The sequence below is a fragment of the Stenotrophomonas sp. Y-13 genome (genome assembly GCF_046267925.1).
GTDB classification, from domain to species: Bacteria; Pseudomonadota; Gammaproteobacteria; order Xanthomonadales; family Xanthomonadaceae; genus Stenotrophomonas; species Stenotrophomonas acidaminiphila_A.
Genome location: NZ_CP176501.1, coordinates 1,122,609 through 1,148,749, shown reverse-complemented (window position 1 = coordinate 1,148,749; position 26,141 = coordinate 1,122,609). Strand labels below are relative to the sequence as shown.

Below are 26,141 nucleotides of genomic sequence, written 5' to 3'. Positions count from 1 at the left end.
CCGCCGCCCGGCACTCTCTGGCTGCGCCGCCATTCCCCGAAGGAACCCTACGTGCTGCATGCCAGGTCGCGTACGTCGCTGATCCACCGGCTGTCCCTGAGCATCTGGGGCCTGTTCCTCGCCCTCCTCGTGCTGCTCTGCGCATTCGGCTACCTGGCCATGCGGGTAATCACCGACCGGGTGGTGCCGATGGTCGCGCAGCGCAGCGTCGACCTGCGCGCCCGGGCCAGCGAAGGCCAGTTCCTGCAGGCCGAACAGAGCGTGCAGCGGCTGCAGCGGGAACTGCTGTGGCGGCTGGACCACGCCGACCGGCAGGCCGCGCTGGCCCGCTTCGACACCCTGTTCGCGCGCAGCCCCGACGGCCTGTGGCGGCTGCAGCCCGGGCAGGTGGACCCGGAGCGCGCGCCCACCCTGTACCTGCACCAGCCCGCGCACGGCCTGGACGCTTCGGCGCGCCTGCGCGCGGTGGTCGCCTACGACCTGCTGCGCGAACAGGGCCCGGCGCTGGTGCCGCCGTTCTTCTCGGTCTACATGGACTTCGTCGAGGACGGGCTGATGGTCTATGCGCATGGCATGGACTGGGGCAGCAACGCCGACGCCAGCGCCACCAACGCCGGCTACCCGACCATGCAGGGCTCGGACCCGCGACGCAACCCGCAGCGCAGGGTGTTCTGGACGCCGGTCTACCTGGACCGGCAGGCCAATACCTGGATGGTGTCGGTGATCAAGCCGCTGGACTGGGAGGGGCGCTGGGTCGGCACGCTCGGCCACGATGTGCTTGTGCAGAGCCTGATCGACCACGCCACCGACCACGACAGCGCGGGCGTGCAGCTGGTCATGGCCGCCGACGGCGCGCTCATCGCGCACCCGCAGTTCAGCCGCCGCATCGCCGCCGCCGACGGGCAACTGAAGCTGTCCGCGCTCGACGACCCGCTGCTGGCCCAGGTGCACGGGATGATCGCCCATGGCCGCGGCGACCACGGCGTGGGCCGCTCCCCGGACGGCAGCCACTGGGTCGCATGGTCCAGGATCCACGGCCCCGGCTGGTACCAAGTGTTCCTGCTGCCGCAGGCACGGGTGGACCACGTGTTGATGTGGGGCCTGCTGGCGGTGTCCGCGTTCGGCATCCTCGGCCTGCTGCCGGCGATGTGGCTGCTGCGGCGGCGGGTCGGCCTGCTGTTCGGGGCCCCGCTCACCCGCCTGACCCAGGCGGTGGACGAGCTCAGCCAGGGCCGCGAACCCAGGCCGATCGCGATGCAGGGCAACGACGAGCTGGGGCACCTGGCCGACGCGTTCGACGACATGGTCGAGGAACTGGTGCAGCAGCGCGCCCTGCAGTTCGCGCACGCCCAGGCGCTGCAGACCGAGATCGACGAACGCCGCCAGTTCATGACCCGGCTGGAGGAGGAGCGCGCGCGCCTGCTGGCGCTGCTCGGCGCGATGAACCTGGGGATCCTGTTCGTCAGCCACGAGAACCGCGCCACCTACTGCAACGCCGCGTTCCTGGCCATGTGGGATTTCCCCGAAGGCATCACCGTGGTCGGCAACACCACCGACCAGTGGCTGGAAGCGTCGCAGCGGCTGATGATCGACCCGCTGGAGTTCCGCCGGCACATGGACGAGGCCAAGGTCTCGCCCGAACTGCACAAGCGGCTGGAAATCCGCCTGCACGACGGCCGCATCGTCATGCACGACGCCTACCCGGTGCGCGACGCGCAGGAACACTTCCTCGGCCGGCTGTGGGTGCAGGAGGACATCACCCACGAGCGCCAGACCGCCGAACAGCTGGTACGGCTGGCCCAGCATGACCCGTTGACCAGCCTGTACAACCGGCGCCGCTTCGAGGACGAGCTGGCGCGCTTCTTCCACGCCGCCGAACGCATCCCCAGCCAGGCCGCGCTGCTGTTCTTCGACCTGGACGAGTTCAAGTACATCAACGACACCTTCGGCCACCGCGCCGGCGATTCGGTGCTGAACCGCATGGCGGTCGAGATCCGTACCCTGGTGCGCAGCGGCGAGACCCTGTTCCGGCTCGGCGGCGACGAGTTCGCGGTACTGATGCCGCATGCGAGCCTGGACGACGCCCAGCACCTGGCCGAACGCATCGTGGCGCGGATCTCGCAGACGCCGCTGCGCCTGCACGAACACACCGTGCGCCTGACCACCAGCCTGGGCATCGCCCACTTCCCCACCCACGCCGACAATGCCGAGGACCTGGTCGCCCATGCCGACGCGGCGATGTACCAGGCCAAGCACACCGGCAAGAACCGCTGGAACGTCTACCGCCCCGACCGCGACAGTTCGCGCGAGATGGCCACCCGCCTGGCATGGAACGACCGCATCGCGCGCGCGCTGGAGCACGACCTGCTGCGCCTGCATTTCCAGGGCGTGCACCACGCCGCCGACGGCCGCCTGGCGCACCTGGAGGCGCTGATCCGGATGGAGGACGAGGCCAACCCCGGCCAGCTCATCATGCCCGCGCAGTTCATCGAACCCGCCGAGAAGAGCGGCAAGATCCTGCAGATCGACCGCTGGGTGATCGGCCGCAGCATCGAACTGCTGGCCAGCCACCCGAACCTGCCGGCCATCGCCGTCAATATTTCCGGGCGCTCGTTCGACGACCCCGAGCTGCCGGCATGGATCGGCGGCCAGTTGCGCCAGCGGCAGGTCGCGCCGCGGCGGCTGCTGGTGGAACTGACCGAAACCTCGGCGGTCTCGGACATGGGCGACGCGGCGCGCTTCATCGCCGCCCTGCGCGACACCGGCTGCCCGATCTGCCTGGACGACTTCGGCACCGGGTTTTCCTCGTTCGCCTACCTCAAGAACCTGCAGGCCGACGTGCTCAAGATCGATGGCATGTTCATCCGCGACCTGCCCAGCGAGCGCGACAACCAGGTGTTCGTGCGCGCCATCATCGAAGTGGCGCACGGCATGGGCAAGCTGACCGTGGCCGAGTTCGTCGAGGACGAGGCGACGCTGCAGATGCTGCGCGCGCTGGGCGTGGACATGGTGCAGGGCTACCACCTGGACCGGCCGCGCGCCGACCATCCGGTCTTCGCCGACCGCCCTGCGCCGGAACCTGCTCCGCTGGGCGATGACGCATCACCGCCGGCGTAGCTGCGGGGCTTGCCCCGCATGAAGCTTTCCCGGCGCAGCCCCGTGCCGGGCAAGCCCGGCACCTACGTCATTGGCAACCACAGGCTCGCCTCCGCACCGCCCTCCACGCGGTTGCGCAGGTACGCGTGGCCGCCGTGCAGGCGCGCGACTTCGGCCACGAACGGCAGGCCCAGCCCGGAACTGCGCTGGCCGCTGCCGGGGCGGGCCAGCGAATAGAAGCGCTCGAACACCCGTTCCAGCGCGTAGTCCGGCACCCCGGGCCCCTGGTCGGACAGCGCCACCTCCCAGCCGCCCTGCGCGGCCGCCAGCCGCAGCCCGATCCGCCCGCCTTCCGGCGAGAACGCGATGGCGTTGTCCAGCAGGTTGTCCAGCGCCTGCCGCAGCAGGAACGCATCGCCCTGCACGCTGGCGTGCGCGGGCAGTTCGCAGTGCAGCGCCAGGCGGGCGGCCTGCAGGCGCGGCGCCGCGTCCTCGGCGAGCTGCCGGCACAGCGCCGACAGGTCCACCGCGCTGCGCCGCTGCAGCCAGCCGTGCTGTTCCACCTCGGCCAGCCGCAGCAGCTGGTCGATGGTCTCGGTCAGGCGCCGCTCCTGCTGCGCGATGTTGGCGGCGAAACGCTGGCGGTCGGCCTCGGGCAGCGGTTCCTGCAACAGCTCGGCGGCACCGCGGATCGCCGCCAGCGGGCTCTTCATCTCGTGCGTGAGCGACTGCACGTACTGCTCGACATAGGCCTTGCCCTCGAGCTTGCGGCGCATGGTCTCCAGCGCCTGGCCGAGGTCGCCGATCTCGTCGCCGCGCGGCCTCGGCGGCGGCACCGGTTCGCCGGCGCTGACCGCCTTCGCATAGCGGCTCAGGCTGCCGATGCCGCGCGCCAGCCACCAGGTCATCAACAGCCCGATCAGCGCCGCCGAGCCGATCAGCCACGCGCCGCGCGCGACGATGGCGCGCTGGCTGGCAGTGATGAACGGATCGATGCTGTCATTGGGCTGGGCCAGGGTCAGTACCCCGATCAGGGTGCGGCCATCGTCCGGATCGTAGACCGGCGCGGCCACGTGCATGACGGTGCTGTCGGCGTCGCCCGGGGTCCCCGGGCTCGAGCGCGCGCCGTACTGGCCGCGCAGGGTGCGGTAGACATCGTTCCAGCGCGAGTTGTCGCGGCCCACGTCCTGCCCGCGCGAGTCGTAGACGACGATGCCGCGGGCATCGGTCACGGTGACCCGGTAGTCGATGCTGCGCTTGGGGAACCGCCACACCATCGCCCGCGGGTCGCGCCGCTGCGCGGTCGCCATGTGCGCGGCGAAGCGGCCGTCGGCGATGTGCCCGGCCTTCAGGTCCGGCGCGGCCATCACCGCCAGCACGTTGGCCGAGTCGACCAGGGTGGACTCCATCGCCTGGCGCACGCCCGGCTTGACCTCGTCGACGAACACCCGCATCACGAAGAACGCGGCGATGCCGACGATCAGGAAGAAACCGAGGAAGAGTTTCAGGCCCAGGCGCATTTATCGCCGCCTTCGTTTCTGGAGCAAAGGCTTTTTGTCCCCTTCGGCGAGCGAGTTGGTTCTCTTTGCTCGTGCGAAGAGAAGCAACCAACAGAAAGCACGCCCCTGCCTCCGCGCCCGCTGCGCAAGCGCATCGGGTCCACTCCGCCGGCGGGATTTTCCTACACGGCATCCCTGTCGCGTGGAAAAACGACGTGCATCCATGCACGTCGCCCTTCGGGTTTTTCCCGCCGGCTCCGTCGCTGCGGAAGGGGATTCTGAAAGGCAAGAGCAGCCGACGCCATTCCGCCGCTCTTGGCCGCCAGCGTCCAGGATTGCCATCCGGCCGGTGCCGCGACTGTGCTTTTGCTCCTGGATGCTGACGTCCCATGGCCGTAAAGCGGGCCGAGTACCGCCGCGACCCGAGGAGTGGACATGCGCACACATCTGAATGAAGCGCGCGGTGCGTCGTCTCCCTGGCCCGCGAGGAGCACGGGGAACCGATGCGGCTTGATCGCATCGGCTCGCGTCCGGCCCGTGCTTTGCCCTGGCGGCTTCCCTTTGCACGGGCAAAGAGAAACAGCCCGCGCTCCGAAGGGCGGCGAAAGCCTTGGATCTTCCGCAGTCAGACATCCAGCGCATATCCCACGCCCCGGTGCGTGCGGATCGGATCGTCCTGCGCCCCCGCCGCGCGCAGCTTGGCGCGCAGGGTCTTCACGTGCGTATCCACCGTGCGGTCGGCGCTGTCGCTGGCATGGTCCCAGCCGCGCTCCATCAGCTGCGCGCGGCTGAGGATCGCCCCCGGCCGCTGCAGCAGCGCCGCCAACAGCGCGTATTCGTAGCGGGTCAGGTCCAGCGGCACGTCGCGGTAGCGCACCCGCCGACCCTCGCGGTCGATCGCGAACACCCCCTGCCGCACCCAGCCGGGCTCGGCGTCCGCGGCCAGCGGCTGCGCCGGCCGCCGCAGCCGCGCGCGCACCCGCGCCACCAGTTCGCGCGGCGAGAACGGCTTGCCGACGTAGTCGTCGGCGCCCAGCTCCAGCCCCAGCACCCGGTCGAACTCGTCGTTGCGCGCGGTGAGGAAGATCACCGGCACCTGGCTGAACGTGCGCAGCTGGCGGCAGACCTCGAAGCCGCCCAGGTCGGGCAGGCCCACGTCCAGTACCACCACGTCGATGCCGCCGGCGCGCACCCGCTCCAGCGCCAGCCGTCCCAGCGCGCAGTGCTCGGCCGCGTGGCCCTCGCTGCGCAGCGCATACAGGACGGTATCGGCGATGGCGGCCTCGTCTTCGACGACGAGCACCCGGGCAGGCTGTTCGGACATGGCGCCAGCATAGCCGCCCCGGGGCGGCGCCCGTACACTGCACCGATGAACTACCGCCACGCCTTCCATGCCGGCAACCATGCCGACGTGCTCAAGCACATCGTCCTGCTCGCCCTGATCGATGCGCTCAAGCGCAAGGACGCGCCGTTCTTCGTGCTCGACACCCATGCCGGCCGCGGCCGTTACCTGTTGTCGGCCGAGGAAAGCCGCAAGACCGCCGAGGCCGACGTCGGCATCAGCCGGCTGATGGCCGCGCCGGCCCTGCCGGAAGTGGTCGAGCGTTACCTGCGCGCGATCCAGGCCAACAACCCGGTGGGTGGCCTGGTCGCCTACCCCGGCTCGCCGCTGCTGGCCGCCCAGGCCCTGCGCGAACAGGACCGGCTGGCCGCCTGCGAGCTGCAGCCGGAGGAAGCCGCGGCGCTGAGGGAGCTGTTCGCGCGCGACCGCCGCGTGCAGGTGCTGGCCGGCAACGGCTACGACAGCATCCGCGCCCTGCTGCCGCCCAAAGCCGGCGCCACGAAGATCGGCCGCGCGCTGGTGCTGATCGACCCGCCCTACGAGGCGCAGGACGCCGAATACCCGCAGATCATCGCCACCGTGCGCGAGATCCTGGCGCGCATGCCGCAGGCGCAGTGCGCGGTGTGGTACCCGATCAAGCAGCGCCGCAGCCTGCTGCCGTTCTTCCGCAAGGCCGCCGCGCTGCCGGCGAAATCGGCGCTGGTGGCCGAACTGATGGTGCGCCCGGACGATTCGCCGCTGCGCCTGAACGGCAGCGGCATGCTGCTGCTCAATCCGCCCTGGCAGTTCGACCAGGCGTTGGCGCCGGCCTTGCCGGTGCTGCAGCGCGAACTGGGCGAAGCCGGCGCCTCGACCCGGCTGGAATGGATAAAAATCGGCGATTGAGCCGGGCCAGCGCGCGACGGCGGTGGCCGCGGCGGACCTGCCGGCATGGCGCGTGGCCCCTGGGCGGCCCCGCTCGCCACGGTTGAATCACGTTCACAGAACCTCACGCCACAGGTGCAAGAATCGGTGGACTCTGGAGGAACCGCAGTCATGGCTACCCGCAACCGCATGCCCCCGTGGCATGAAAACTTCAAGGCACCCAGCGGCCGGGAACTGCTCATCCGTCCCATCCGCCCCGAGGACGGTGCCCCGCTGCAGGGCGCATTCGCGCTGTTCGGGCCGGAGGAAGTCCGCGACCGATTCCTGCAGGCCGTTGACGTGCTGTCGGACGAAACCGCCCAGCGCCTGACCCATCCCAATCCCAAGACCGAAATCTCGCTGGTCGCGGCCGAGCCGCTGCCGCCGGGTGAGGCCGTGGTCGGCGCGGTGGCCCGCGCCTCGATCATCCCCGGCACCCGCGACGCCGAGTACGCCATCCTCGTCAGCCGCTTCCTGGCCGGCCAGGGCCTGGGCCGGCAATTGATGCGCAAGCTGGTCAAGTGGGCGCGCGGCAAGTACCTGGACCGCATGTACGGCGATATCGCCCAGGACAACGAACCGATGCTGCAGCTGGCCGCCTCGCTGGGCTTCAAGCAGGTACCGCACCCGTCCGGCACCCCGGGCCTGGTGCGGATGGTGCTGGAGCTGGCCAACTGAGGGCCAGGAGTGAGTGAAGAGGAGTGAGGAGTGAGAAAAAGCAGGGGCAAGTGAAGATGAGTGAGTAGTGAGAAGGGGCAACGGCAACGGCCAAAGCCGGGGTTGAAAGCCAAAGCCGTCATTCCCGCGAAGGCGGAAATCGCTCTTGCTTCCCGCTCCTGCCTCTTCTCGCTCCTTCTCGCTCACTCCCGCTCTTCAGCCACCTGTGGGGCAAGAGCGAGCTCTGCCTTCGCGGAGATGACGGCTTTTGCCCCTGCTTTTTCTCACTCCTCACTCCTCTCCACTCACTCCTATAAAATCAGCGACGTCATGTCGCTCCCCACCTCCTATCCCGTTCCGCCGCTGCCCCGCGCGGGCCAGCTCCGCGCCTGGTGGCGCGCCCCCGCATCGACCAGCGCGCTGGCCTGGCACGTGGCCCGTGCCGCGCAGGCGCATGGCAAGCCGCTGTTGCTGGTCACCCGCGACAACCACGGCGCGCACCAGGCCGTGGCCGACCTGCAGACCCTGCTGGGCGACGACGCCACGCTGCCGGTGGTGCCGTTCCCGGACTGGGAAACCCTGCCCTACGACCAGTTCAGCCCGCACCCGGACATCATTTCCCAGCGCCTGGCCGCGCTGCACCGGCTGCCGGGGCTCACCCATGGCATCGTGGTGGTGCCGGTGCAGACCCTGCTGCAGCGGCTGGCGCCGCTGAGCTACATCGTGGGCGGCAGCTTCGACCTGCGGGTCGGCCAGCGCCTGGACATGGACGCGGAAAAGCGCCGCCTGGAGAGCGCGGGCTACCGCAACGTGCCGCAGGTGATGGATCCGGGCGATTTCGCCGTGCGCGGCGGCCTGCTCGACGTCTACCCGATGGGCGCCGACGCGCCGCTGCGGATCGAGCTGCTGGACGAGGACATCGACTCGATCCGCGAATTCGACCCCGAATCGCAGCGTTCGCTGGACAAGGTCGCAGCGGTGAAGATGCTGCCCGGCCGCGAAGTGCCGATGGACGAGGCCAGCCTGGCGAAGGTGCTGGCCACGCTGCGCGAGCGCTTCGACGTGGACACCCGCCGCAGCCCGCTCTACCAGGACCTCAAGGCCGGCGTGCTGCCGTCGGGCATCGAATACTTCCTGCCGCTGTTCTTCGAGCGCACCGCCACCCTGTTCGATTACCTGCCCAGCGGCTTCCTGACCGTGGTCGCGCCCGGCGTGGGCGAGGCCGCCGACGCGTTCTGGGCGCAGACCGGCAGCCGCTACGAGCAGCGCCGCCACGACATCGAACGGCCGCTGCTGCCGCCGGAGGAGATCTACCAGTCGCCGGACAGCCTGCGCGAGCAGTTCAACCGGCAGCCGCGGGTGGACGTGTGGCCGGCCGACCACCCGCGCATCGCCGAGGCGCAGGCGCTGGGCGACCAGCCGCTGCCGCCGCTGCCGGTGGCGGCCAAGGACGCCCCCGCCGGCCAGGCGCTGAAGTCCTTCCTCGAGCACTACCCCGGCCGGGTGCTGGTGGCGGCCGACTCGCCGGGCCGCCGCGAGGCGCTGCTGGAAGTGCTGCAGGCCGCCGACCTGCGGCCGCCGGTGGTGCCCGGGCTGCCGGCGTTCCTGGCCGCCGACACGCCGCGCTTCGCGATCACCGTGGCGCCGCTGGACGACGGCTTCGCCCTGGCCGAGCCACCGCTGGCGGTGCTCACCGAGCGCCAGCTGTTCCCCGAGCGCGCCGGCCAGCCGCGCCGCAGCCGCCGCGCCGGGCGCGAGCCGGAGGCGATCATCCGCGACCTCGGCGAACTGACCGAGGGCGCGCCCATCGTCCATGAGGACCATGGCGTCGGCCGCTACCGCGGGCTGATCGCGATGGACGTGGGCGGCATGCCCGGCGAATTCCTGGAGATCGAGTACGCCAAGGGCGACCGCCTGTACGTGCCGGTCGCGCAGCTGCATCTGATCAGCCGCTACTCCGGCGCCTCGCCGGAAACCGCGCCGCTGCATTCGCTCGGCGGCGAGCAGTGGGCCAAGGCCAAGCGCAAGGCCGCCGAGAAGGTGCGCGACGTCGCCGCCGAGCTGCTGGAGATCCAGGCCCGGCGCCAGGCCCGCGCCGGCCTGGCGCTGGACATCGACCGCGCCATGTACGAGCCGTTCGCCGCCGGCTTCCCGTTCGAGGAAACCCCGGACCAGCTGGCCGCGATCGAGGCCACCCTGCGCGACCTGCAGTCGTCGCAGCCGATGGACCGCGTGGTCTGCGGCGACGTCGGCTTCGGCAAGACCGAGGTGGCCGTACGCGCCGCCTTCGCCGCCGCCAGCGGCGGCAAGCAGGTGGCGGTGCTGGTGCCCACCACGCTGCTGGCCGAACAGCACTACCGCAATTTCCGCGACCGCTTCGCCGATTACCCGCTCAAGGTCGAAGTGCTGTCGCGCTTCAAGAGCACCAAGGAGATCAAGGCCGAGCTGGACAAGGTGGCCGACGGCAGCATCGACGTGATCGTCGGCACCCACCGGCTGCTGCAGCCGGACGTGAAGTTCAAGGACCTGGGCCTGGTCATCGTCGACGAGGAACAGCGCTTCGGCGTGCGCCAGAAAGAAGCGCTCAAGGCGATGCGCGCCAACGTGCACCTGCTCACGCTCACCGCCACGCCGATCCCGCGCACGCTGAACATGGCCATGGCCGGACTGCGCGACCTGTCGATCATCGCCACCCCGCCGCCGAACCGGCTGGCGGTGCAGACCTTCGTCACCCAATGGGACAACGCGCAGCTGCGCGAGGCGTTCCAGCGCGAACTGTCGCGCGGCGGCCAGCTGTACTTCCTGCACAACGACGTGGAGAGCATGGGACGGATGCAGCGCGAGCTGTCCGAGCTGGTGCCCGAAGCGCGCATCGGCATGGCCCACGGGCAGATGCCCGAGCGCGAGCTGGAAAAGGTGATGCTGGATTTCCAGAAGCAGCGCTTCAACGTGCTGCTGGCCAGCACCATCATCGAGTCGGGCATCGACATCCCCAACGCCAACACCATCATCATCAACCGCGCCGACCGCTTCGGCCTTGCCCAGCTGCACCAGCTGCGTGGCCGCGTCGGCCGCTCGCACCACCGCGCCTACGCGTACCTGGTGGTACCGGACAAGCGCTCGATCACCCCCGACGCGCAGAAACGGCTGGACGCCATCGCCTCGATGGACGAGCTCGGCGCCGGCTTCACCCTGGCCACCCACGATCTGGAGATCCGCGGCGCCGGCGAGCTGCTCGGCGAGGACCAGAGCGGGCAGATGGCCGAAGTCGGTTTCAGCCTCTACACCGAACTGCTGGAACGCGCGGTGCGTTCGATCCGCTCCGGCAAGCTGCCCGACCTGGACGCCGGCGAGGAAGTGCGCGGTGCCGAGGTCGAGCTGCACGTGCCGGCGTTGATCCCGGAGGATTACCTGCCCGACGTGCATACCCGCCTGACCCTGTACAAGCGCATTTCCAGCGCGCGCGACAGCGCCGCTCTGCGCGAACTGCAGGTGGAGATGATCGACCGCTTCGGCCTGCTGCCGGATGCGGTCAAGCACCTGTTCGCCATTGCCGAGCTCAAGCTGCAGGCCAATGCGCTGGGCATCCGCAAGCTGGAACTGGGCGAGAACGGCGGCCGCATCGTGTTCGAGGCCAAGCCCGACATCGACCCGATGGCGGTGATCCAGCTGATCCAGAAGCAGCCCAGGCTCTACCAGATGGATGGCCCGGACAAGCTGCGCATCCGCCACCCGTTGCCGGAAGGCGCGGACCGCTTCAACGCCGCCCGCGCGCTGCTGGCCACCCTGCGCCCGGCGTGAGCGGATGAGAGGTTTGCCAGGAACGGGGGCGGCGAGGACAATAGCCGCCCTCCTCCCGGCCAGGCCGTTTTCCCACTGCGGTGCGGCGCTCCATGTCTTCGACCTTCTCGGCCCCGGGCCTGTCCATTCCCCTTGAAAACGACAGCTGCGGCATCTCCGTGCTGGCCGCCGCGCTGGACGAGCGCGACAGCTACACCGACCAGCACTGCGACCGGGTTTCGCTGCTCGCCCATGGCCTGGGCGAACGCTGCGGCCTGTCCGGCGCGCAGCTGGAGCAACTGGCGCTGGCGGCGCGCTTCCACGACGTCGGCAAGATCGGCATCCGCGACGACGTGCTGCTGCATCCGGGCCGCCTGGACGAGCCGCGGATGGAGAAGATGCGCACCCATCCCGAGCGCGGCGCGCGCCTGTTCGCGGCCACCGGCCGCGACGACGCCGCCGCCGTGGCGCGGCTGATCCTGCACCACCACGAAGCCTGGGACGGCAGCGGCTATCCGCACGGCCTGCAGGGCGAGGAAATCCCGCTGGAGGCGCGCATCCTGACCATCGCCGACGGCTACGACGCGCTGACCTCGCGCCGTCCCTACCGGGGCCCGATGCACACCGACGACGCGCTGGCCATCCTCAACCGCGAGAAGAACCGGCTGGTCGACGCGCGCCTGCTCGGCGAGTTCCGTGGCCTGCTGCGCGCCCGCGCGCACACGCGCCCGGCCGGCTGACTGGCCGGGCCGGCGCGCTCACAGCACCGGCGACATCATCGCCACCGCGTTCTGCACCAGCCGCGTGGCGAAGGACCAGCGCTGGACCTGCTCCACGGTCACCTGCACCGACACCGACAGGTAGCGCTGCTGGCGCTGGCGGATCGCCGCGGTCACCCGCGGGTCGGCGACCAGCAGGCTGTTCTCGAAATTCAGCTCCAGGCTGCGCCGGTCCATGTTGGCCGAGCCGACCAGGCTGACCTGTCCGTCGACGGTCATGGATTTGGCATGCAGCAGGCCGAGCGGGTACTCGTGGAGCTCGACCCCGCTGCGCAGCAGGTCGCCGTAGGTGCTGCGGCTGGCCTGCCCGACCAGCCACGAGTCGTTGCGCCGCGGCAGCACCAGCGTGGTGCGCACGCCACGCCGCGGCGCCGCGCAGATCGCGCGCAGGATCGACTCGTCGGGCACGAAGTACGGCGTGGTGATCACCAGCTCGTGCCGCGCCGCGTAGATGCAGGCCACGTACACGTCGGCCATGACGTTGTGGCGCGCGACCGGCCCGGTCTCGAAGGCCATCGCCACGCAGCCGTCGTCGTGCCACGCCGGGGCCGCCGCCGCGGCGTAGCCATCCAGCCCGGCTTCGCCGCTTTCCGGGATCCAGCCGCTGAGGAACAGGAACTGGAGTTGCGCCACCACCGGCCCCTGGCAGCGCAGCAGCAGGTCGATCCACGGCGCCTGCGCCGGCTTTATCCGGAACTCGGGATCGGCAAGGTTCTGGCTGCCGCAGTAGCCGATGCGGTTGTCGATGACCACGATCTTGCGGTGGTCGCGCAGGTCCATGCGGCTGAACGCCACGTGCTGCAGGCGATGGATGTCGTCCAGCGTCTTGAGCTGCCGGACCCCGGCCTGGGCCAGTTGTTGCCAGCGCGGCCCGTCGATGAAGGCGCGCGAACCCAGCGCGTCGACCATCACCCGGCACGCCACCCCGCGCCGTGCGGCGGCGGCCACCGCGTCGGCCAGGCGGCCGCCGGCGCCGTCGTCGAGCCAGATGTAGACGGCGATGTGCACGCTCTCGCGGGCCTGTTCGATATCGGCGACCAGCGCGTCCAGCGCGCGGCGGCAATCGCGCTCGGGCGCATCGGCCGGGCTGTCCTCCTCGCCCAGCAGCTCCACCCGGTTGCCGCCCACCGCCGGCAGGCCGTTGATGGTGCGCGCCAGTTCCAGCAGCGGCACCGCGCCGTCCACCACCGCAACCGCTGCGGGTGGCGGGGCCAGGGCCGCGGCCGCCGTCATCCGCCGCAGCACCTGTTCCACCCGGCGGAACCGCGCGCGGCCGATGCTGGTCTCGCCCAGCAGCAGGTAGGCAAGCATCCCCACCCCGGGGGCGAGCATCACCACCGCCACCCAGGCCGCGCGCGAGGCCGGGGTGCGGTTGGCGCGGGTCAGCGCACGCGCGGCGACCAGCAGGTGCGCGGCGAATGCCAGCGCGGCGATTGTCCACTGCAGCGGCGCGTGCGCCCCGCCTGCTTCCGGCACCATGCGTGCCTCCCGTTGATCGATGATCCGCCATCCCGTGGCGTGGCCGATCAATACCACGACCGACCGCGGCCGGCATCTCCGCGGCAGCGCCGCAGCGGCGGCCCCGGTGACCGGCTGCATGCCGCACAATACGCGCCACGGTGAGCGCGGCCGGCCGACCGGCCCTGCGGCTCGCCGCGCGGGATCGCCAGGGAGAGCAATGGATAACCTGCTGTGGTTGACCCTGTGGCTGCCGCCACTGCCGGCTTTGGCGGGCGCTGGCAGGGGGGGCCGTACCGGCGCGTTTCACCGGGCATTGGGCCGGAAGCCCCGACGCGTGCGCGTCGGACGCGGACAAGCCTGCCCTGCGTATCGCGCCCCGCCCCCTCGCCTGCCGGGAAAGCGACGGTCCGACAAAGGCCGTCGTGGTCCGCGGCGACACCGGGCTGGCGCTGAGCGCCGGGCTGTCCGGCGAGGGTGCGACCTGGCGCGCCGGCGCGGGCTTCCAGCGTTCCGCGGACCGGCGCCGGCGCGTCGCCACCCGCACCGGCCAGCAATGCGTGCGCTACCGCTACCGGTGTGGCGCACCGGCGCGCGCGCCGTCCCACCGCCCCTCCATGCCGGCAACGCCCAGCCGCATGGCACATTCCCCACGTCAGGAGACACCGTGAAGTTCCTCTACCTGCTTCTGTGCATCGCCGGCACGGCATTGCCGCTGTCGCAGTTCGTTCCGTGGCTGTCCGCGCATGGCCTCGACCTGCCGCTGCTGGTGCAGCAGGCCACCTCCGGCCGCATCGCCGCCTTTGCCTGGGCGGACGTGCTGGTCTCGGGCATCGCCGTGGCCGTGCTGGTGGTCGCCGAAGGCCGCAGGCTGGCGATGCCGCGGCTGTGGCTGCCGCTGTCGTGCCTGCTGGTCGGCCCGTCGCTGGCGTTGCCGCTGTTCCTGTATCTGCGCGAACGGCATCGCGCGGCGGCGCCGCTTCGCCGGGCGCACTGAGTCGCCCGCGACGGACGCCAGCGCGGGCCGCAGGCCGGCGCTGCGGCCACCGTCGGCAGGACACCGCCATCGCCGCAGCGGGCCCGCCACGCGGGCGTACGCGGCAGCAGGCGCCAGAACGCAAAGGCCCGGCATGCGCCGGGCCCTGCGTCGGTTGCCAGCCGGACTACCGGCGGTTTACCAGATGACCACGCGCTTGTCGTCGCCACGCACCATCGCATCACCCGCCTTGCACTGGAACGCCGCGGCGAAGGACGGCATGTTCGACGGCGCGCCGTTGGCGCGGAAGTTGGCCGGTGCGTGCGGATCGGTGTTCAGGCGCACGCGCAGCTCGCCCTCGGTGAAGTTGCGGCGCCACACCGTGGCCCAGTTCATGAAGAAACGCTGGTCCTGGCTGTAGCCGTCGACGGCCACGTTCTTCGACGGGTCTTCCTTGAGCGCCATCTGCAGCGCGTCGTAGGCCACGGTCAGGCCACCGAGGTCGCCGATGTTCTCGCCCAGGGTCAGCTTGCCCTTCACGTTCACCCCGGGCAGCGCCTCGTAGCCATCGAACTGCGCGACCAGCTGGTCGGTGCGGCCGTTGAAGGCGCTGCGGTCGGCGTCGGTCCACCAGTTGTCGAAGTTGCCGTTGGCGGCGAACTGGCTGCCCGAGTCGTCGTAGCCGTGCATCATTTCGTGGCCGATCACCGCGCCGATGCCGCCGTAGTTCAGCGCCGGGTCCGCCTTGGCGTCGAAGAACGGCGGCTGCAGGATCGCGGCCGGGAACACGATCTCGTTCTTGGTCGCGTTGTAGTAGGCGTTGACCGTCTGCGGGGTCATGCCCCACTCGGTCTTGTCCACCGGCTTGCCGATCTTGTCCAGCATGTAGCGGTAGTTGAACGCGCGCGCGGCCTGCATGTTGCCCAGGTAACTGTCGCCGCGGGTGGCCAGGCCCGACCAGTCACGCCACTTGTCCGGATAGCCGATCTTGGGGGTGAAGCTGGCCCACTTCTCCAGCGCCTTCTTCCTGGTTTCCTCGCCCATCCACGGCAGGGTCTCCAGGCGCGCCTTGAGCGCGGCCGACAGGTTCTCCACCAGGTGCTGCATGGCCACCTTGGACTCGGCCGGGAACACCGCGTCCACGTACAGCTGGCCGAGCGCCTCGCCCATCGCGCCGTTGACCGACTCCAGCACGCGCTTCCAGCGCGGCTGCATCTCCTGCTGGCCGCGCAGGGTCTTGCTGAAGAAATCGAAATTGGCCTGCTCGAAGGCCTTGCTCAGGTACGGCGCCGCGTTGTCCACGGTGTGGAAGCGCAGGTAGGCCTGCCAGGTGCTGGCCGGCACCTCGGCCAGCATCTTGTCGAGCTCGGCGAAGAAGCCCGGCTGCGCCAGCGAGAACTTGTCCTTGGCCGGCACCTTCAGGGTGTCGAACAGCGCGGTCCAGCTGAAGTTCGGCGTCTGCCGGTCGGCGTCGGCGGCACTGACCGGGTTGTAGCGCTTGGCCGGGTCGCGCAGTTCGATGCGCGACAGCGACGCCTTGGCCAGCCGGGTTTCGAACGCCATGACCGCCTGGGCCTGTTCCTTGGCCTGCGCGGCCTCCACGCCCGACAGCACCAGCATCCGTTCGATGTAGGCGACATAGGCCTCGCGGATCCCGGCCTGCGATTCGTCGAAGTAGTAGCCCTTTTCCGGCAGGCCCAGGCCGCCCTGGCCGACATAGGCGATGACATTGCCCGAGTCCTTGAAGTCCGGGCTGGCATACAGCGAGAACAGGAAACCCTGGCCCTGGGCGTAGGCCTGGCGCAGGTAGCCGGCGATGGCGGCGCTGTCGTTGAGCGCGGCGATCTTGTCCAGCTCCGGCTGCAGCGGGGTGATGCCGGCGGCCTCGATCGCGGCCTCGTCCGAGCCGGTCTTCCAGATGTCGCCGATCTGCGCCTGCACGGTGCCGGCCTTGGCGTTGGCCGCGGCGGCCTGCTGCACCAGCGCGTGCTGCACCTCCAGCGAGCGCTCGCGCAGGATCTCGAAGCTGCCCCAGGTCACCTGGTCGCCCGGCACCGGGTTGGCCTTGAGCCACTTGCCGTTGACGAAGCCATTGAGGTCGGCGCAGGCCGACACCGCCGGGTCCAGGTCGGCGACGTTGAACGCCACCGACGGGGTCTTGATCTGCGACAGGTCGAACGCCGGCTTGGCGGCCGCGTCGGCGGCGGGCGGTGCGGCGTCGCTGTTGCCGCCGCAGGCGGCCAGCGAGGCGGCGATGGCGACGGTCAGGGACAACGGGACGAGCTTGGAAAGGGTCATGCGGATCTCCGGCCTTGCAGGGAACGCCGCGCCTGCGCGCGGCCAATCCGCGAGCGTAGGCGATGGCGCCCGCCCGCGGATAGGCCGAAGGTCATGCCGCGCCGATGCGCGGCTCAGCCGCGACGCGCGGCCTCGATCGCGGCGATGTCGATCCTGCGCATGCCCATCATCGCCTCGAACGCGCGCCTGGCCGCGGCCGGGTCGGGATCGCTGATGGCGGCGGTCAGCGCGCGCGGCGTGATCTGCCAGGACAGGCCCCACCTGTCGCGGCACCAGCCGCAGGCACTCTCCTGCCCGCCATTGCCGACGATCGCGTTCCACAGGCGGTCGGTTTCGGCCTGGTCGTCGGTAGCAACCTGGAACGAGAACGCCTCGCTGTGACGGAACGCAGGGCCGCCGTTGAGGCCCAGGCACGGGATGCCGAGCACCGTGAACTCGACCGTGAGCACATCGCCCTGGCGGCCGGCGGGGTAATCGGCGGGCGCGCGATGCACGGCACCCACGCGGCTGTCGGGAAACGTCGCCGCATAAAACGTGGCGGCATCCAGGGCGGTACCGTCGTACCACAGGCAGATCGTGTTCTTGCCGGTCATCGCGCTGCTCCTCGTCGGGAAAGGCCTGCCGGCCGGGCAACGCGCACGCGCCACCGCACCGGCCAGGTGGAGCCTAGCGCAGCATCACGCGTCCTGCCGTCATGGTCCGGCGAGCCGACGCGGGCAGTACCCCGGGACCCTTCGCAACCGGCAACCCGCACATCGCGCGGCCCCGGGGCCGGCGTGGCTCAGCCGTACCGCACCAGCGCGCCCAGTTCGCGCTCCAGCAGCGCCGGATCGGCGGCATTGAGTTCGATCAGGCGGCGCAGCGCGGTGATGCTGTCCAGGTCGATCTCGTCGCAGCGCAGGCCGACATGGCGCCCTTCCACGTGCACCACGGTGGCCTGCATGCGGATCGGCGTGTCCTGCGACAGTTCTACCTGCAGCTGGCAGCGCTCGTGCAGCCGGCAGTCGCCACCGGGTTCGGTCTCGAACAACGCCCCCTTGAGCGACACATCGTGCACCTGCCCGCCATGGATGCTGCCATCGGCGCGCACCAGCCAGGCCGGGGAATGGAAGGGTGCGCGCCAGAAGTGGCGCCGTTCCGTGGACGTGTTCATGCGCTCCCCCGTGCGTTGGATGGAACAACCGGCCGCAGCATAGCCCGGGCGCCCGGTCTTTCCACAAACCGTTGATCGGAAAGGGCTGTCGTGGATCCGGCGTGTGGCTGTCGTGGCCGGCCGCCACGACGCTGCGGCAGTGTGCCCGCTGCTTTGGCAGCATGGATGCGGTCACATGGACCAGGAGCCGATGAAGATCGACAGCAACCGGATCAGGACACTGCGCGAGGCGCGCGGCTGGTCGCAGGAGCATCTGGCGGCCGTGGCCGGGCTGAGCCCGCGCACCGTGCAGCGGCTGGAAGCCGGGGGCAGGGCCGCGCACGAATCGCGGATGGCGGTGGCTGCCGCGCTGGCTGTGGAACCGGAACGATTGCTCGAAGCCGACACGCCGCCGCACGCAGCGTCCGCTTCAATGCAGAACCCGGATCACCTTGAAAAGATCATTCCCTGGGCAATGCTCTTTCTGCTGGCATTGGCCTGGTTCGGCTACGGCGTCGGCAAGGATCTCGCCCTGCGCGACAACGCGCGCTGCGCCGACGATCCCGTCCAGTGCACACGCTGAGCCGCCTCGCGACCGCACCCGTCCCGTATCGGTACTGAAGGTGCATCGCTGGGCAGTGGGGGCGTCGGGTAACCGGCAGCGGCGGGGACACAAACGAGAACACCCGGCCGCAGCCGGGTGTCTCGATGCTTCAAGCAAGCCGGGGCTACTTCGCCTTGCCCTGGTTGGCCACCGCCTCGGCCGCCTTCTTGGCCGCTTCCGGGTCGCCCAGGTAGCGGAACGACTGCACGCCCAGGTCATCGTTCAGTTCGAACAGCAGCGGGATGCCGGTGGGAATGTTGAGCTCGAGGATCTCCTCGCGGCTGACATTGTTGAGGTACTTGTACAGCGCGCGCAGCGAGTTGCCGTGGGCGGTGACCAGCACGGTCCTGCCGTCCTTCAGCTGCGGGGCGATGGCATCGTGCCAGTACGGCAGCACCCGCTCCAGGGTGGTGGCCAGCGATTCGGTACCCGGCAGCGCATTGCGGTCCAGGCCGGCGTAGCGGCGGTCGTGGATCGGGTGGCCCGGGTCTTCCAGGTCCATCGGCGGCGGCGGGATGTCGTAGGAACGGCGCCACACCTTGACCTGTTCCTCGCCGTGTTTCGCGGCGGTCTCGGCCTTGTCCAGGCCCTGCAGGCCGCCGTAGTGGCGCTCGTTGAGACGCCAGGACTTGTTCACCGGCAGCCAGTCCTGGCCCAGCTCGGCCAGTGCCCCCTGCAGGGTGTGGATGGCGCGCTTGAGCACCGAGGTGTGGGCGACGTCGAACTGCAGCCCTTCCTCCTTCATCAGCCGGCCGGCGGCGGCGGCTTCGCGGCGGCCCTGCTCGGTCAGGTCCACGTCCACCCAGCCGGTGAAGCGGTTGTCGAGGTTCCACTGGCTCTGGCCATGGCGCAACAGCACGAGTTTGCGGGTCACTGCGAAAGTCTCCGGTCGGGGGAAGGCAACGCGCTGATTGTAGCCGCATCGCTCCCAGCGCCCCGCCCCGCCTGCACTGCACCGACACGGCGCGCATGGCAGGCTTGCCGCATGCGCTTCCAGCCCCCCGCCGACATCGCCCCCGCCGCCCTGGCCGCGCTGCGCCGCCAGCAGGTCGAACTGGCCGCGCAGGTGCGGCTGGACGACCGCCTGTCGGCACTGCCGTCGCGCGTGGCCGGGGTGGACAGCGGCTTCGAGGACGAGGGCCGCACCACCCGTTCGGTGGCGGTGCGGGTCGATGGCGGCAGCCTGCAGCCGCTCGAATCGACCCTGGCGCGGCTGCCCACCGCCCTGCCCTACATCCCCGGCCTGCTCAGCTTCCGCGAGCTGCCGGCGGTGCTGCAGGCGCTGGCGCAACTGCGCGAAGCGCCGGAGCTGGTGCTGGTCGACGGCCACGGCATCGCCCACCCGCGCGGGCTCGGCATCGCCGCGCACCTGGGGGTGCTGACCGGCCTGCCCAGCATCGGCGTGGGCAAAAGCCGGCTGGTCGGCGAATACAGCGAACCCGGTCCGCAGCGGGGCGACCATGCGCCGCTGTCGCACAAGGGCCGCCAGGTCGGCTGGGTGCTGCGCAGCAAGCCGCGCTGCAACCCGCTGTTCATCTCCCCGGGCAACCACGTCTCGGTGGAGGCCTGCCTGCCGCTGGTGCTGGCCTGCCTCACCCGCTACCGGCTGCCCGAACCCACCCGCCTGGCCGACCGCCTGGCCTCGCGCCGCGACCGCGGCGCGGCCTGAGCCCACCGCGGCAACGGTCCGTTACGGTCCCGCCGCCGACAACCGCGTGCGGCGCATGCCATCCTGCCCGTCCCCGTACCGGAGCCCGCCCATGACCACGATCATCAGCCCCCGCGTCCATGACCTCGGCGGTTTCCAGGTGCGCCGCGCCGTGCCCACGCTGCAGGCGCGCAGCGTCGGGCCGTTCGTGTTCGTCGACCACATGGGCCCGGCGGTGTTCGCGCCCGGCCAGGGCATCGACGTGCGCCCGCATCCGCATATCGGCCTGGCGACGGTCACCTTCCTGTGGTCCGGGGCCATCGGCCACCGCGACACGCTCGGTTCGGAGCAGGTCATCCGCCCCGGCGACGTCAACTGGATGACCGCCGGCCGCGGCATCGCCCATTCCGAACGCACGCCGCCGCCCGAGCGCGCGCACGACCACCCGCTGCACGGCATGCAGACCTGGGTGGCGTTGCCCAAGGAACACGAGGAAACCGCGCCTGAGTTCCATCACTTCAGCGCGGCGCAGCTGCCGCAGCAGCACCGCGACGGCGCCTGGCTGCGGGTGATCGCCGGCCGCGCCTACGGCGAGGAATCGCCGGTGCGGGTGTTCGCCGACACCCTCAATGTCGCCATCGACCTGGAACCGGGCGCGGAGATCGACCTGGACGCTTCGCACGTGGAACGCGCGCTCTACGTGCTGGAGGGCCAGGCCCAGCTCGACGGCGTGGATATCCCGGTGCAGCACCTGGTGATCCCGGAGCCGGGCGCGCGCGGGCGCCTGCGCGCCAGGACCCCGCTCAAGGCGATGCTGATGGGCGGCGAGCCGCTCGACGGCCCGCGCCACCTGTGGTGGAACTTCGTTTCCAGCTCGAAGGAACGCATCGAACAGGCCAAGGACGACTGGCGCGAGGGCCGCTTCGGCACCATCCCCGGCGACGACAAGGAGTTCATCCCGCTGCCGGGCTGAGGGCCGGGTTAACGCTTTGGATACGCCGCCCCGCCGGTTCTTGGGTATGTTCGCGGTGCCCATTCCGGGTCATTGCGGGGGAGCGGACGATGAGCATGGGGAAACGACTGGCGGCCGAGTTCCTCGGCACCTTCTGGCTGGTGCTGGGCGGCTGCGGCAGCGCGGTGCTGGCGGCCAAGTTCGGCGGTGACGGCAATCCACTGGGGATTGGTTTCCATGGCGTGGCGCTGGCGTTCGGCCTGACCGTGCTGACCGGCGCGTATGCGTTCGGGCACGTCTCCGGCGCGCACTTCAATCCGGCGGTCAGCCTCGGCCTGTGGGCCGGGGGCCGTTTCGCCGGCAAGGACCTGGTGCCCTACATGGTCGCCCAGGTGCTGGGCGGCCTGCTGGCGGCCTTCATCCTGCTGCAGATCGCGCAGGGCCAGGCCGGGTTCGCCATTGACGGCACCCAGGCCGGCGCCTTCGCCAGCAACGGCTACGGCAGCCTGTCGCCGGGCGGCTACGGCGTGGCCGCCGCGTTCCTGTGCGAGGTGGTGATGACCGCCATGTTCCTGGTGGTGATCATGGGCGCCACCCACGGCAAGGCGCCGGCGGGCTTCGCGCCGATCGCCATCGGCCTGGCGCTGACCCTGATCCACCTGATCAGCATCCCGGTCACCAATACCTCGGTGAACCCGGCGCGCTCCACCGCCGTGGCGGTGTTCGCCGGGCCCGGGGCGATCGGCCAGCTGTGGCTGTTCTGGGTGGCGCCGCTGCTCGGGGCGCTGATCGGCGGCCTGGCCTACAAGTGGGTGGGCAGCGACACGCGCTGACGCCGCCCGCGGCCTGCACCGGCGACGGCCCCCGCGCGGGGCCGTCGTCGTGTCGGCCAGCGGCCGGTTTGCGGCGCCCGGCGTTTTTGTAATACCGTGGAAACACACTTGGCGCGCAACGGGGACGCGCGCATCGGGCAGGGGCAACAGCGCCCGCGGGTGTATCCGATTGCAGACAGACAACATTGCCGCCGCGCCCGCGGTGGCCGGCGTCCGGGGGACAACGCATGCTCAAACACGCTCGTATCGTTGCTTGCGCGCTGCTGCTGGCCGGCAGCGCCGCTGTTTCCGCCCAGCAGGCCGGGCAATGCCCGCTGCTGCCGTCCGGCAGCGGCCTGCAGTGGCAGGAGCAGGCGCAGAGCGATTTCATCGTCTGCAAGGCCACCACCGGCGATGGCCGCACGGTACTGAACGTGATGCTGACCGGGCGCGACCCGGGGCTGAGCCTGGTGCGTGCGCTGCGCGCCGAAAAGGGCCGTTTCGCCGGCGAGGAACTGTACTGGTACCGGCTGGACATGGGCGGGCGCGACATGCCCGGGCTGGAGACGCGGCGCATCACCGCGGTCAAGCTCGACCGCAACCGCTACGCGCAGATCTGGATCGACGCCGGCGACGCCGCCGAGCTCGCCAGCCTGCAGCAGTTGACCGGCAGCCTCGGCGACGCCACGGCCAACTTCGCCGGCAAGTAACGCCCCGCCGGCGCGGTCCCGGCGGTCATGCCGGGCCGCGCGCGGCGCTCAGAAGCGCCCTTCCTGGTAGTCGATGAAGGCCTGCATCAACTGCTCGCGGGTGTTCATCACGAACGGCCCGTGGCGCGCCACCGGTTCGCGCAGCGGGCGCCCGGCCACCACGATCAGGCGCGCACCGTCGGTGCCGGCGCGCAGGCGCAGCCCGCGACCGCCGCCGAGCACCGCCAGCTCGTGCCGCGCCACTTCGCGCGCGGCCTCGCCGTCGCCCAGGGTCAGCCCGCCCTCGAACACGTAGGCGAAGGCGTTGTGCCCGTCCGGCAGGTCGTAGGCCCAGTCACGCCCCGGCGCCAGCTCCACGTCCAGATACAGCGGATCGGTGGCCGGCTGCACGATCGGGCCATGCACCTCGCCCACCTGCCCGGCGATCACCTTGACCGTGACGCCCTCGGCCGGTGCCACCTGCGGAATGCGGTCCGGGGCGAACTCCTGGTACTTCGGCTCGGTCATCTTGTCGCGCGCGGGCAGGTTCACCCATAGCTGGAAACCGCGCATGCGCCCGGATTCCTGCTCGGGCATTTCCGAATGCACCAGGCCGCGGCCGGCGGTCATCCACTGCACGCTGCCGGGCGTGAGCAGGCCTTCGTTGCCGTGGTTGTCGCGATGGCGCATGCGCCCGTCGAGCATGTAGGTAACGGTCTCGAAGCCGCGGTGCGGGTGCTCCGGAAAGCCGGCGATATAGTCCTCCGGGCGGTCGGTGCCGAACTCGTCGAGCATCAGGAACGGGTCCAGATCGGGCAGCGCCGGGGTGCCGATCACCCGGGTCAGGCGCACGCCGGCACCGTCGGAGGTGGGCATCCCGCGGATGCTGCGCAGCACCCGCGCGAGGTTGTGGTCGCTCATGGTCAAGCCTCCCTTGTGATCTCCCGACAATGGGCGCCGGCCATGGCCGCGCCAATCGCCATCTCCGCAACCGATTGTTCCAGCACCGGCGTCGGTGTCGCGTTGCCGGGCGATCCCACCCCGGCGGCCGCGCCGGCTAAGACCAAAGTCGCACGCCGCCGGGGCGCCGGAGCGTTGACCCCCGGCCGCGGCGGGAGGACTCTTGCAACGGTCTTCCCGCGAGGTGACTCGATGAAAGGTTTCTCCAAGGCCGGCTGGGCGCTGCTGTCCCTGATCGGCGCATTCTGCCTGGGTGTCGTGGCGCTGCGCCGCGGCGAACACATCAACGCATTGTGGATCGTGGCCGCGGCGGTGTCGCTGTACCTGGTCGCGTTCCGCTACTACGGGCTGTTCATCGCCAACAAGGTGCTGGGCGTGGACCCGACCCGCGCCACCCCGGCGGTGATCCACAACGACGGCCTGGATTACGTGCCGACCAACAAGCACGTGCTGTTCGGCCACCACTTCGCCGCGATCGCCGGCGCCGGCCCGCTGGTGGGCCCGGTGCTCGCCGCGCAGATGGGCTACCTGCCGGGCACGCTGTGGCTGATCGCCGGCGTGGTGCTGGCCGGCGCGGTGCAGGATTTCATGATCCTGTTCATCTCCAGCCGCCGCAATGGCCGTTCGCTCGGTGACCTGGTGCGCGAGGAAATGGGGCCGGTGCCCGGCACCATCGCCCTGTTCGGCGTGTTCATGATCATGATCATCATCCTCGCGGTGCTGGCGATGATCGTGGTCAAGGCGCTGGCCGACAGCCCCTGGGGCATGTTCACGGTCATGGCCACGATGCCCATCGCCATCCTGATGGGGCTGTACATGCGCTACATCCGCCCGGGCAAGATCGGCGAGATCTCCCTCGTCGGCCTGGTCCTGCTGCTGGCGGCGATCTGGTACGGCGGCAAGGTCGCCGCCGACCCGGTGCTGGGGCCGATGTTCACCTTCACCGGCGTGCAGATCACCTGGATGCTGATCGGCTATGGTTTCGTCGCCGCGGTGTTGCCGGTGTGGCTGCTGCTGGCGCCGCGCGACTACCTGTCCACCTTCCTCAAGATCGGCACCATCGTCGGCCTGGCGATCGGCATCCTGATCGTGATGCCGGAACTGAAGATGCCGGCGCTGACCCAGTTCACCGACGGCAGCGGCCCGGTATGGAAGGGCGGCATGTTCCCGTTCCTGTTCATCACCATCGCCTGCGGTGCGGTGTCCGGCTTCCATGCGCTGATTTCCTCCGGCACCACGCCCAAGCTGCTGGCCAACGAAGGCCACGCCGCCTACATCGGCTACGGCGGCATGCTGATGGAATCGTTCGTGGCGATCATGGCGATGGTCGCGGCCTCGATCATCGAGCCGGGCATCTACTTCGCCATGAACAGCCCGGCGGCGGTGATCGGCACCGATGTGGCCAACGCCGCGCAGGTGGTCAGCAGCTGGGGCTTCACCATCTCGCCCGAACAGTTGACCGCCACCGCCGCCGAGATCGGCGAGAACACCATCCTCTCGCGCGCCGGCGGTGCGCCGACCCTGGCGGTGGGCATCGCCCAGATCCTGCACGCGGTGCTGCCGGGCGACGGCATGATGGCGTTCTGGTACCACTTCGCGATCCTGTTCGAAGCGCTGTTCATCCTCACCGCGGTGGACGCCGGCACCCGCTCGGGCCGCTTCATGCTGCAGGACCTGCTGGGCAACTTCGTGCCGGCGCTGCGCCGCACCGACTCGTGGGTGGCCAGCTTCATCGCCACCGGCGGCTGCGTCGCGCTGTGGGGCTACTTCCTGTACCAGGGCGTGACCGACCCGCTGGGCGGCATCAACATGCTGTGGCCGCTGTTCGGCATCGCCAACCAGATGCTGGCCGGCGTCGCGCTGATGCTGTGCGCGGTGGTGCTGTTCAAGGCCAAGAAGGAAAAGTACGCCTGGGTGCCGATCATCCCGGCGATCTGGCTGCTGGTGTGCACCACCGCCGCCGGCTTCATCAAGATCTTCTCCGCCGAGCCGGCGGTGGGCTTCCTGGCGCAGGCGCACAAGTACCGAGACGCCATCGCCGCCGGCAACCTGCTGCCGCCGTCCAAGGACTTCGGGCAGATGCAGCAGGTGATGGTCAACAACTACATCAACGCCGGCCTCACCGCGCTGTTCCTGTTCGTGGTGTTCGCGGTGCTGGTGTATTCGGTCAGGACCATCGCCGCCGCGCGCCGCTCGCCGGTGCGCACCGACCATGAAACGCCGTACGTGGCACTGAAGCCGCACGAGGTGGACCTGTAATGGGCACCGCGCTGGTCCCGGCCGGCCAGCACCAGGCGTTCCGCCGCACCTGGCGGCGCCTGGTGCAGACCGCGCGCCTGTGCTGCGGCGTGCCGGACTACGACAACTACGTGCGGCACATGCGCGAGAAACACCCCGAGCGCGAGGTCATGGACTACAAAACCTTCTTCCGCGAGCGCCAGGAAGCGCGCTTCGGCGGCGGCAAGGGCTTCCGCTGCTGCTGAAGCCGCGGTGCCGGGCCCGGAAGAACGAAGGCCGCCGTGAGGCGGCCTTCGTCATGCCCGGGGTGGCAGCGCC

General features: G+C 70.4%; 21 protein-coding genes. 13 read left to right on the top strand and 8 right to left on the bottom strand.

Features of this window, described 5'->3' with window-relative positions; genetic code table 11:
* The first annotated feature begins 51 nt into the window (after nucleotides 1–51).
* Complete coding sequence (locus ACJ7VY_RS05025) at nucleotides 52–3,117, top strand: EAL domain-containing protein (RefSeq protein ID WP_409476489.1); 3,066 nt, start codon at nucleotides 52–54, stop codon at nucleotides 3,115–3,117.
* 62 nt (nucleotides 3,118–3,179) lie between these two features.
* Here ACJ7VY_RS05025 and creC read toward each other — a convergent pair whose 3' ends face one another.
* On the bottom strand, nucleotides 3,180–4,616 hold the full coding sequence (gene creC / locus ACJ7VY_RS05020; RefSeq protein ID WP_409476488.1) for a two-component system sensor histidine kinase CreC: 1,437 nt from the start codon (nucleotides 4,614–4,616) through the stop codon (nucleotides 3,180–3,182).
* Nucleotides 4,617–5,220: 604 nt separating this feature from the next.
* Entirely contained in the window at nucleotides 5,221–5,919 is a 699-nt protein-coding gene (creB, locus tag ACJ7VY_RS05015; protein ID WP_104938348.1) for a two-component system response regulator CreB, read from the bottom strand.
* Nucleotides 5,920–5,964: 45 nt separating this feature from the next.
* Here creB and ACJ7VY_RS05010 point away from each other — a divergent pair, with 45 nt between their 5' ends.
* The 4 genes from ACJ7VY_RS05010 (at nucleotide 5,965) to ACJ7VY_RS04995 (ending at nucleotide 12,017) form a co-directional block, all read left to right on the top strand.
* On the top strand, nucleotides 5,965–6,822 hold the full coding sequence (locus tag ACJ7VY_RS05010) for a 23S rRNA (adenine(2030)-N(6))-methyltransferase RlmJ (RefSeq protein WP_409476487.1): 858 nt from the start codon (nucleotides 5,965–5,967) through the stop codon (nucleotides 6,820–6,822).
* A 150-nt stretch (nucleotides 6,823–6,972) separates the two neighbouring features.
* Nucleotides 6,973–7,518, top strand: a complete 546-nt coding sequence (locus ACJ7VY_RS05005; RefSeq protein WP_104938346.1) for a GNAT family N-acetyltransferase — start codon at nucleotides 6,973–6,975, stop codon at nucleotides 7,516–7,518.
* Nucleotides 7,519–7,827: 309 nt separating this feature from the next.
* Nucleotides 7,828–11,298: a transcription-repair coupling factor gene (mfd, locus tag ACJ7VY_RS05000; RefSeq protein ID WP_409476486.1), complete on the top strand. Its 3,471-nt coding sequence runs from the start codon at nucleotides 7,828–7,830 to the stop codon at nucleotides 11,296–11,298.
* A 92-nt stretch (nucleotides 11,299–11,390) separates the two neighbouring features.
* Nucleotides 11,391–12,017, top strand: coding sequence for an HD-GYP domain-containing protein (locus ACJ7VY_RS04995; RefSeq protein WP_409476485.1), 627 nt, complete (start codon nucleotides 11,391–11,393; stop codon nucleotides 12,015–12,017).
* An 18-nt stretch (nucleotides 12,018–12,035) separates the two neighbouring features.
* Here the strand turns inward: ACJ7VY_RS04995 and ACJ7VY_RS04990 are convergent, their stop codons facing one another.
* Nucleotides 12,036–13,535 (bottom strand): phospholipase D-like domain-containing protein, encoded by a 1,500-nt coding sequence (locus tag ACJ7VY_RS04990; RefSeq protein ID WP_409476484.1) that lies wholly within the window; start codon nucleotides 13,533–13,535, stop codon nucleotides 12,036–12,038.
* A 646-nt stretch (nucleotides 13,536–14,181) separates the two neighbouring features.
* On the opposite strand from ACJ7VY_RS04990, the gene ACJ7VY_RS04985 reads away from it, so the two are divergent.
* The gene (locus tag ACJ7VY_RS04985) at nucleotides 14,182–14,511 is read left to right on the top strand and encodes a DUF2834 domain-containing protein (RefSeq protein ID WP_104938342.1); all 330 of its coding nucleotides are present in this window, start codon (nucleotides 14,182–14,184) and stop codon (nucleotides 14,509–14,511) included.
* Between the two features lie 177 nt (nucleotides 14,512–14,688).
* Here the strand turns inward: ACJ7VY_RS04985 and ACJ7VY_RS04980 are convergent, their stop codons facing one another.
* The 3 genes from ACJ7VY_RS04980 to ACJ7VY_RS04970 form a co-directional block, all read right to left on the bottom strand.
* Nucleotides 14,689–16,788: a M13 family metallopeptidase gene (locus ACJ7VY_RS04980; protein ID WP_240211612.1), complete on the bottom strand. Its 2,100-nt coding sequence runs from the start codon at nucleotides 16,786–16,788 to the stop codon at nucleotides 14,689–14,691.
* Nucleotides 16,789–16,901: 113 nt separating this feature from the next.
* Nucleotides 16,902–17,381: a VOC family protein gene (locus tag ACJ7VY_RS04975; RefSeq protein WP_104938341.1), complete on the bottom strand. Its 480-nt coding sequence runs from the start codon at nucleotides 17,379–17,381 to the stop codon at nucleotides 16,902–16,904.
* A gap of 188 nt (nucleotides 17,382–17,569) precedes the next feature.
* A complete protein-coding gene (locus tag ACJ7VY_RS04970; RefSeq protein ID WP_313247491.1) occupies nucleotides 17,570–17,941 on the bottom strand; it encodes a PilZ domain-containing protein in 372 nt (123 codons plus the stop codon).
* A 175-nt stretch (nucleotides 17,942–18,116) separates the two neighbouring features.
* On the opposite strand from ACJ7VY_RS04970, the gene ACJ7VY_RS04965 reads away from it, so the two are divergent.
* Nucleotides 18,117–18,503, top strand: a complete 387-nt coding sequence (locus ACJ7VY_RS04965; RefSeq protein WP_409476483.1) for a helix-turn-helix domain-containing protein — start codon at nucleotides 18,117–18,119, stop codon at nucleotides 18,501–18,503.
* Nucleotides 18,504–18,648: 145 nt separating this feature from the next.
* Here ACJ7VY_RS04965 and gpmA read toward each other — a convergent pair whose 3' ends face one another.
* On the bottom strand, nucleotides 18,649–19,398 hold the full coding sequence (gene gpmA, locus ACJ7VY_RS04960; RefSeq protein WP_293764408.1) for a 2,3-diphosphoglycerate-dependent phosphoglycerate mutase: 750 nt from the start codon (nucleotides 19,396–19,398) through the stop codon (nucleotides 18,649–18,651).
* Here gpmA and nfi point away from each other — a divergent pair.
* From nfi to ACJ7VY_RS04940, 4 genes are all read left to right on the top strand, one after another.
* The gene (nfi, locus tag ACJ7VY_RS04955; RefSeq protein ID WP_409476482.1) at nucleotides 19,369–20,193 is read left to right on the top strand and encodes a deoxyribonuclease V; all 825 of its coding nucleotides are present in this window, start codon (nucleotides 19,369–19,371) and stop codon (nucleotides 20,191–20,193) included. The two genes, gpmA and nfi, sit on opposite strands and share 30 nt — an antisense overlap.
* Nucleotides 20,194–20,284: 91 nt before the next feature.
* Complete coding sequence (locus ACJ7VY_RS04950; RefSeq protein ID WP_161614111.1) at nucleotides 20,285–21,145, top strand: pirin family protein; 861 nt, start codon at nucleotides 20,285–20,287, stop codon at nucleotides 21,143–21,145.
* Nucleotides 21,146–21,234: 89 nt separating this feature from the next.
* Nucleotides 21,235–21,957, top strand: coding sequence for an aquaporin Z (gene aqpZ / locus ACJ7VY_RS04945; RefSeq protein WP_293764403.1), 723 nt, complete (start codon nucleotides 21,235–21,237; stop codon nucleotides 21,955–21,957).
* 227 nt (nucleotides 21,958–22,184) lie between these two features.
* Nucleotides 22,185–22,646 (top strand): hypothetical protein, encoded by a 462-nt coding sequence (locus tag ACJ7VY_RS04940; protein ID WP_104938336.1) that lies wholly within the window; start codon nucleotides 22,185–22,187, stop codon nucleotides 22,644–22,646.
* 48 nt (nucleotides 22,647–22,694) lie between these two features.
* Here the strand turns inward: ACJ7VY_RS04940 and ACJ7VY_RS04935 are convergent, their stop codons facing one another.
* Nucleotides 22,695–23,546 (bottom strand): pirin family protein, encoded by an 852-nt coding sequence (locus tag ACJ7VY_RS04935; protein WP_104938335.1) that lies wholly within the window; start codon nucleotides 23,544–23,546, stop codon nucleotides 22,695–22,697.
* Between the two features lie 231 nt (nucleotides 23,547–23,777).
* Here ACJ7VY_RS04935 and ACJ7VY_RS04930 point away from each other — a divergent pair, with 231 nt between their 5' ends.
* Both ACJ7VY_RS04930 and ACJ7VY_RS04925 read left to right on the top strand, forming a co-directional pair.
* Nucleotides 23,778–25,844, top strand: a complete 2,067-nt coding sequence (locus tag ACJ7VY_RS04930) for a carbon starvation CstA family protein (RefSeq protein ID WP_293764396.1) — start codon at nucleotides 23,778–23,780, stop codon at nucleotides 25,842–25,844.
* Complete coding sequence (locus ACJ7VY_RS04925) at nucleotides 25,844–26,068, top strand: YbdD/YjiX family protein (protein WP_054664081.1); 225 nt, start codon at nucleotides 25,844–25,846, stop codon at nucleotides 26,066–26,068. The genes ACJ7VY_RS04930 and ACJ7VY_RS04925 overlap by 1 nt, the downstream gene beginning before the upstream one ends.
* The last annotated feature ends 73 nt before the right edge of the window (nucleotides 26,069–26,141 follow it).

Coding starts and splice junctions, on each gene's coding strand:
- ACJ7VY_RS04980 (WP_240211612.1), bottom strand. CDS start 16,788: ATGACCCTTTCCAAGCTCGTCCCGTTGTCCCTGACCGTCGCCATCGCC.
- ACJ7VY_RS04975 (WP_104938341.1), bottom strand. CDS start 17,381: ATGACCGGCAAGAACACGATCTGCCTGTGGTACGACGGTACCGCCCTG.
- ACJ7VY_RS04950 (WP_161614111.1), top strand. CDS start 20,285: ATGACCACGATCATCAGCCCCCGCGTCCATGACCTCGGCGGTTTCCAG.
- mfd (WP_409476486.1), top strand. CDS start 7,828: ATGTCGCTCCCCACCTCCTATCCCGTTCCGCCGCTGCCCCGCGCGGGC.
- nfi (WP_409476482.1), top strand. CDS start 19,369: ATGGCGCAACAGCACGAGTTTGCGGGTCACTGCGAAAGTCTCCGGTCG.
- ACJ7VY_RS04925 (WP_054664081.1), top strand. CDS start 25,844: ATGGGCACCGCGCTGGTCCCGGCCGGCCAGCACCAGGCGTTCCGCCGC.
- creC (WP_409476488.1), bottom strand. CDS start 4,616: ATGCGCCTGGGCCTGAAACTCTTCCTCGGTTTCTTCCTGATCGTCGGC.
- ACJ7VY_RS04940 (WP_104938336.1), top strand. CDS start 22,185: ATGCTCAAACACGCTCGTATCGTTGCTTGCGCGCTGCTGCTGGCCGGC.
- ACJ7VY_RS04965 (WP_409476483.1), top strand. CDS start 18,117: ATGGACCAGGAGCCGATGAAGATCGACAGCAACCGGATCAGGACACTG.
- ACJ7VY_RS04935 (WP_104938335.1), bottom strand. CDS start 23,546: ATGAGCGACCACAACCTCGCGCGGGTGCTGCGCAGCATCCGCGGGATG.
- ACJ7VY_RS04930 (WP_293764396.1), top strand. CDS start 23,778: ATGAAAGGTTTCTCCAAGGCCGGCTGGGCGCTGCTGTCCCTGATCGGC.
- ACJ7VY_RS05005 (WP_104938346.1), top strand. CDS start 6,973: ATGGCTACCCGCAACCGCATGCCCCCGTGGCATGAAAACTTCAAGGCA.
- ACJ7VY_RS05010 (WP_409476487.1), top strand. CDS start 5,965: ATGAACTACCGCCACGCCTTCCATGCCGGCAACCATGCCGACGTGCTC.
- ACJ7VY_RS04990 (WP_409476484.1), bottom strand. CDS start 13,535: ATGGTGCCGGAAGCAGGCGGGGCGCACGCGCCGCTGCAGTGGACAATC.
- ACJ7VY_RS04995 (WP_409476485.1), top strand. CDS start 11,391: ATGTCTTCGACCTTCTCGGCCCCGGGCCTGTCCATTCCCCTTGAAAAC.
- creB (WP_104938348.1), bottom strand. CDS start 5,919: ATGTCCGAACAGCCTGCCCGGGTGCTCGTCGTCGAAGACGAGGCCGCC.
- aqpZ (WP_293764403.1), top strand. CDS start 21,235: ATGAGCATGGGGAAACGACTGGCGGCCGAGTTCCTCGGCACCTTCTGG.
- ACJ7VY_RS04970 (WP_313247491.1), bottom strand. CDS start 17,941: ATGAACACGTCCACGGAACGGCGCCACTTCTGGCGCGCACCCTTCCAT.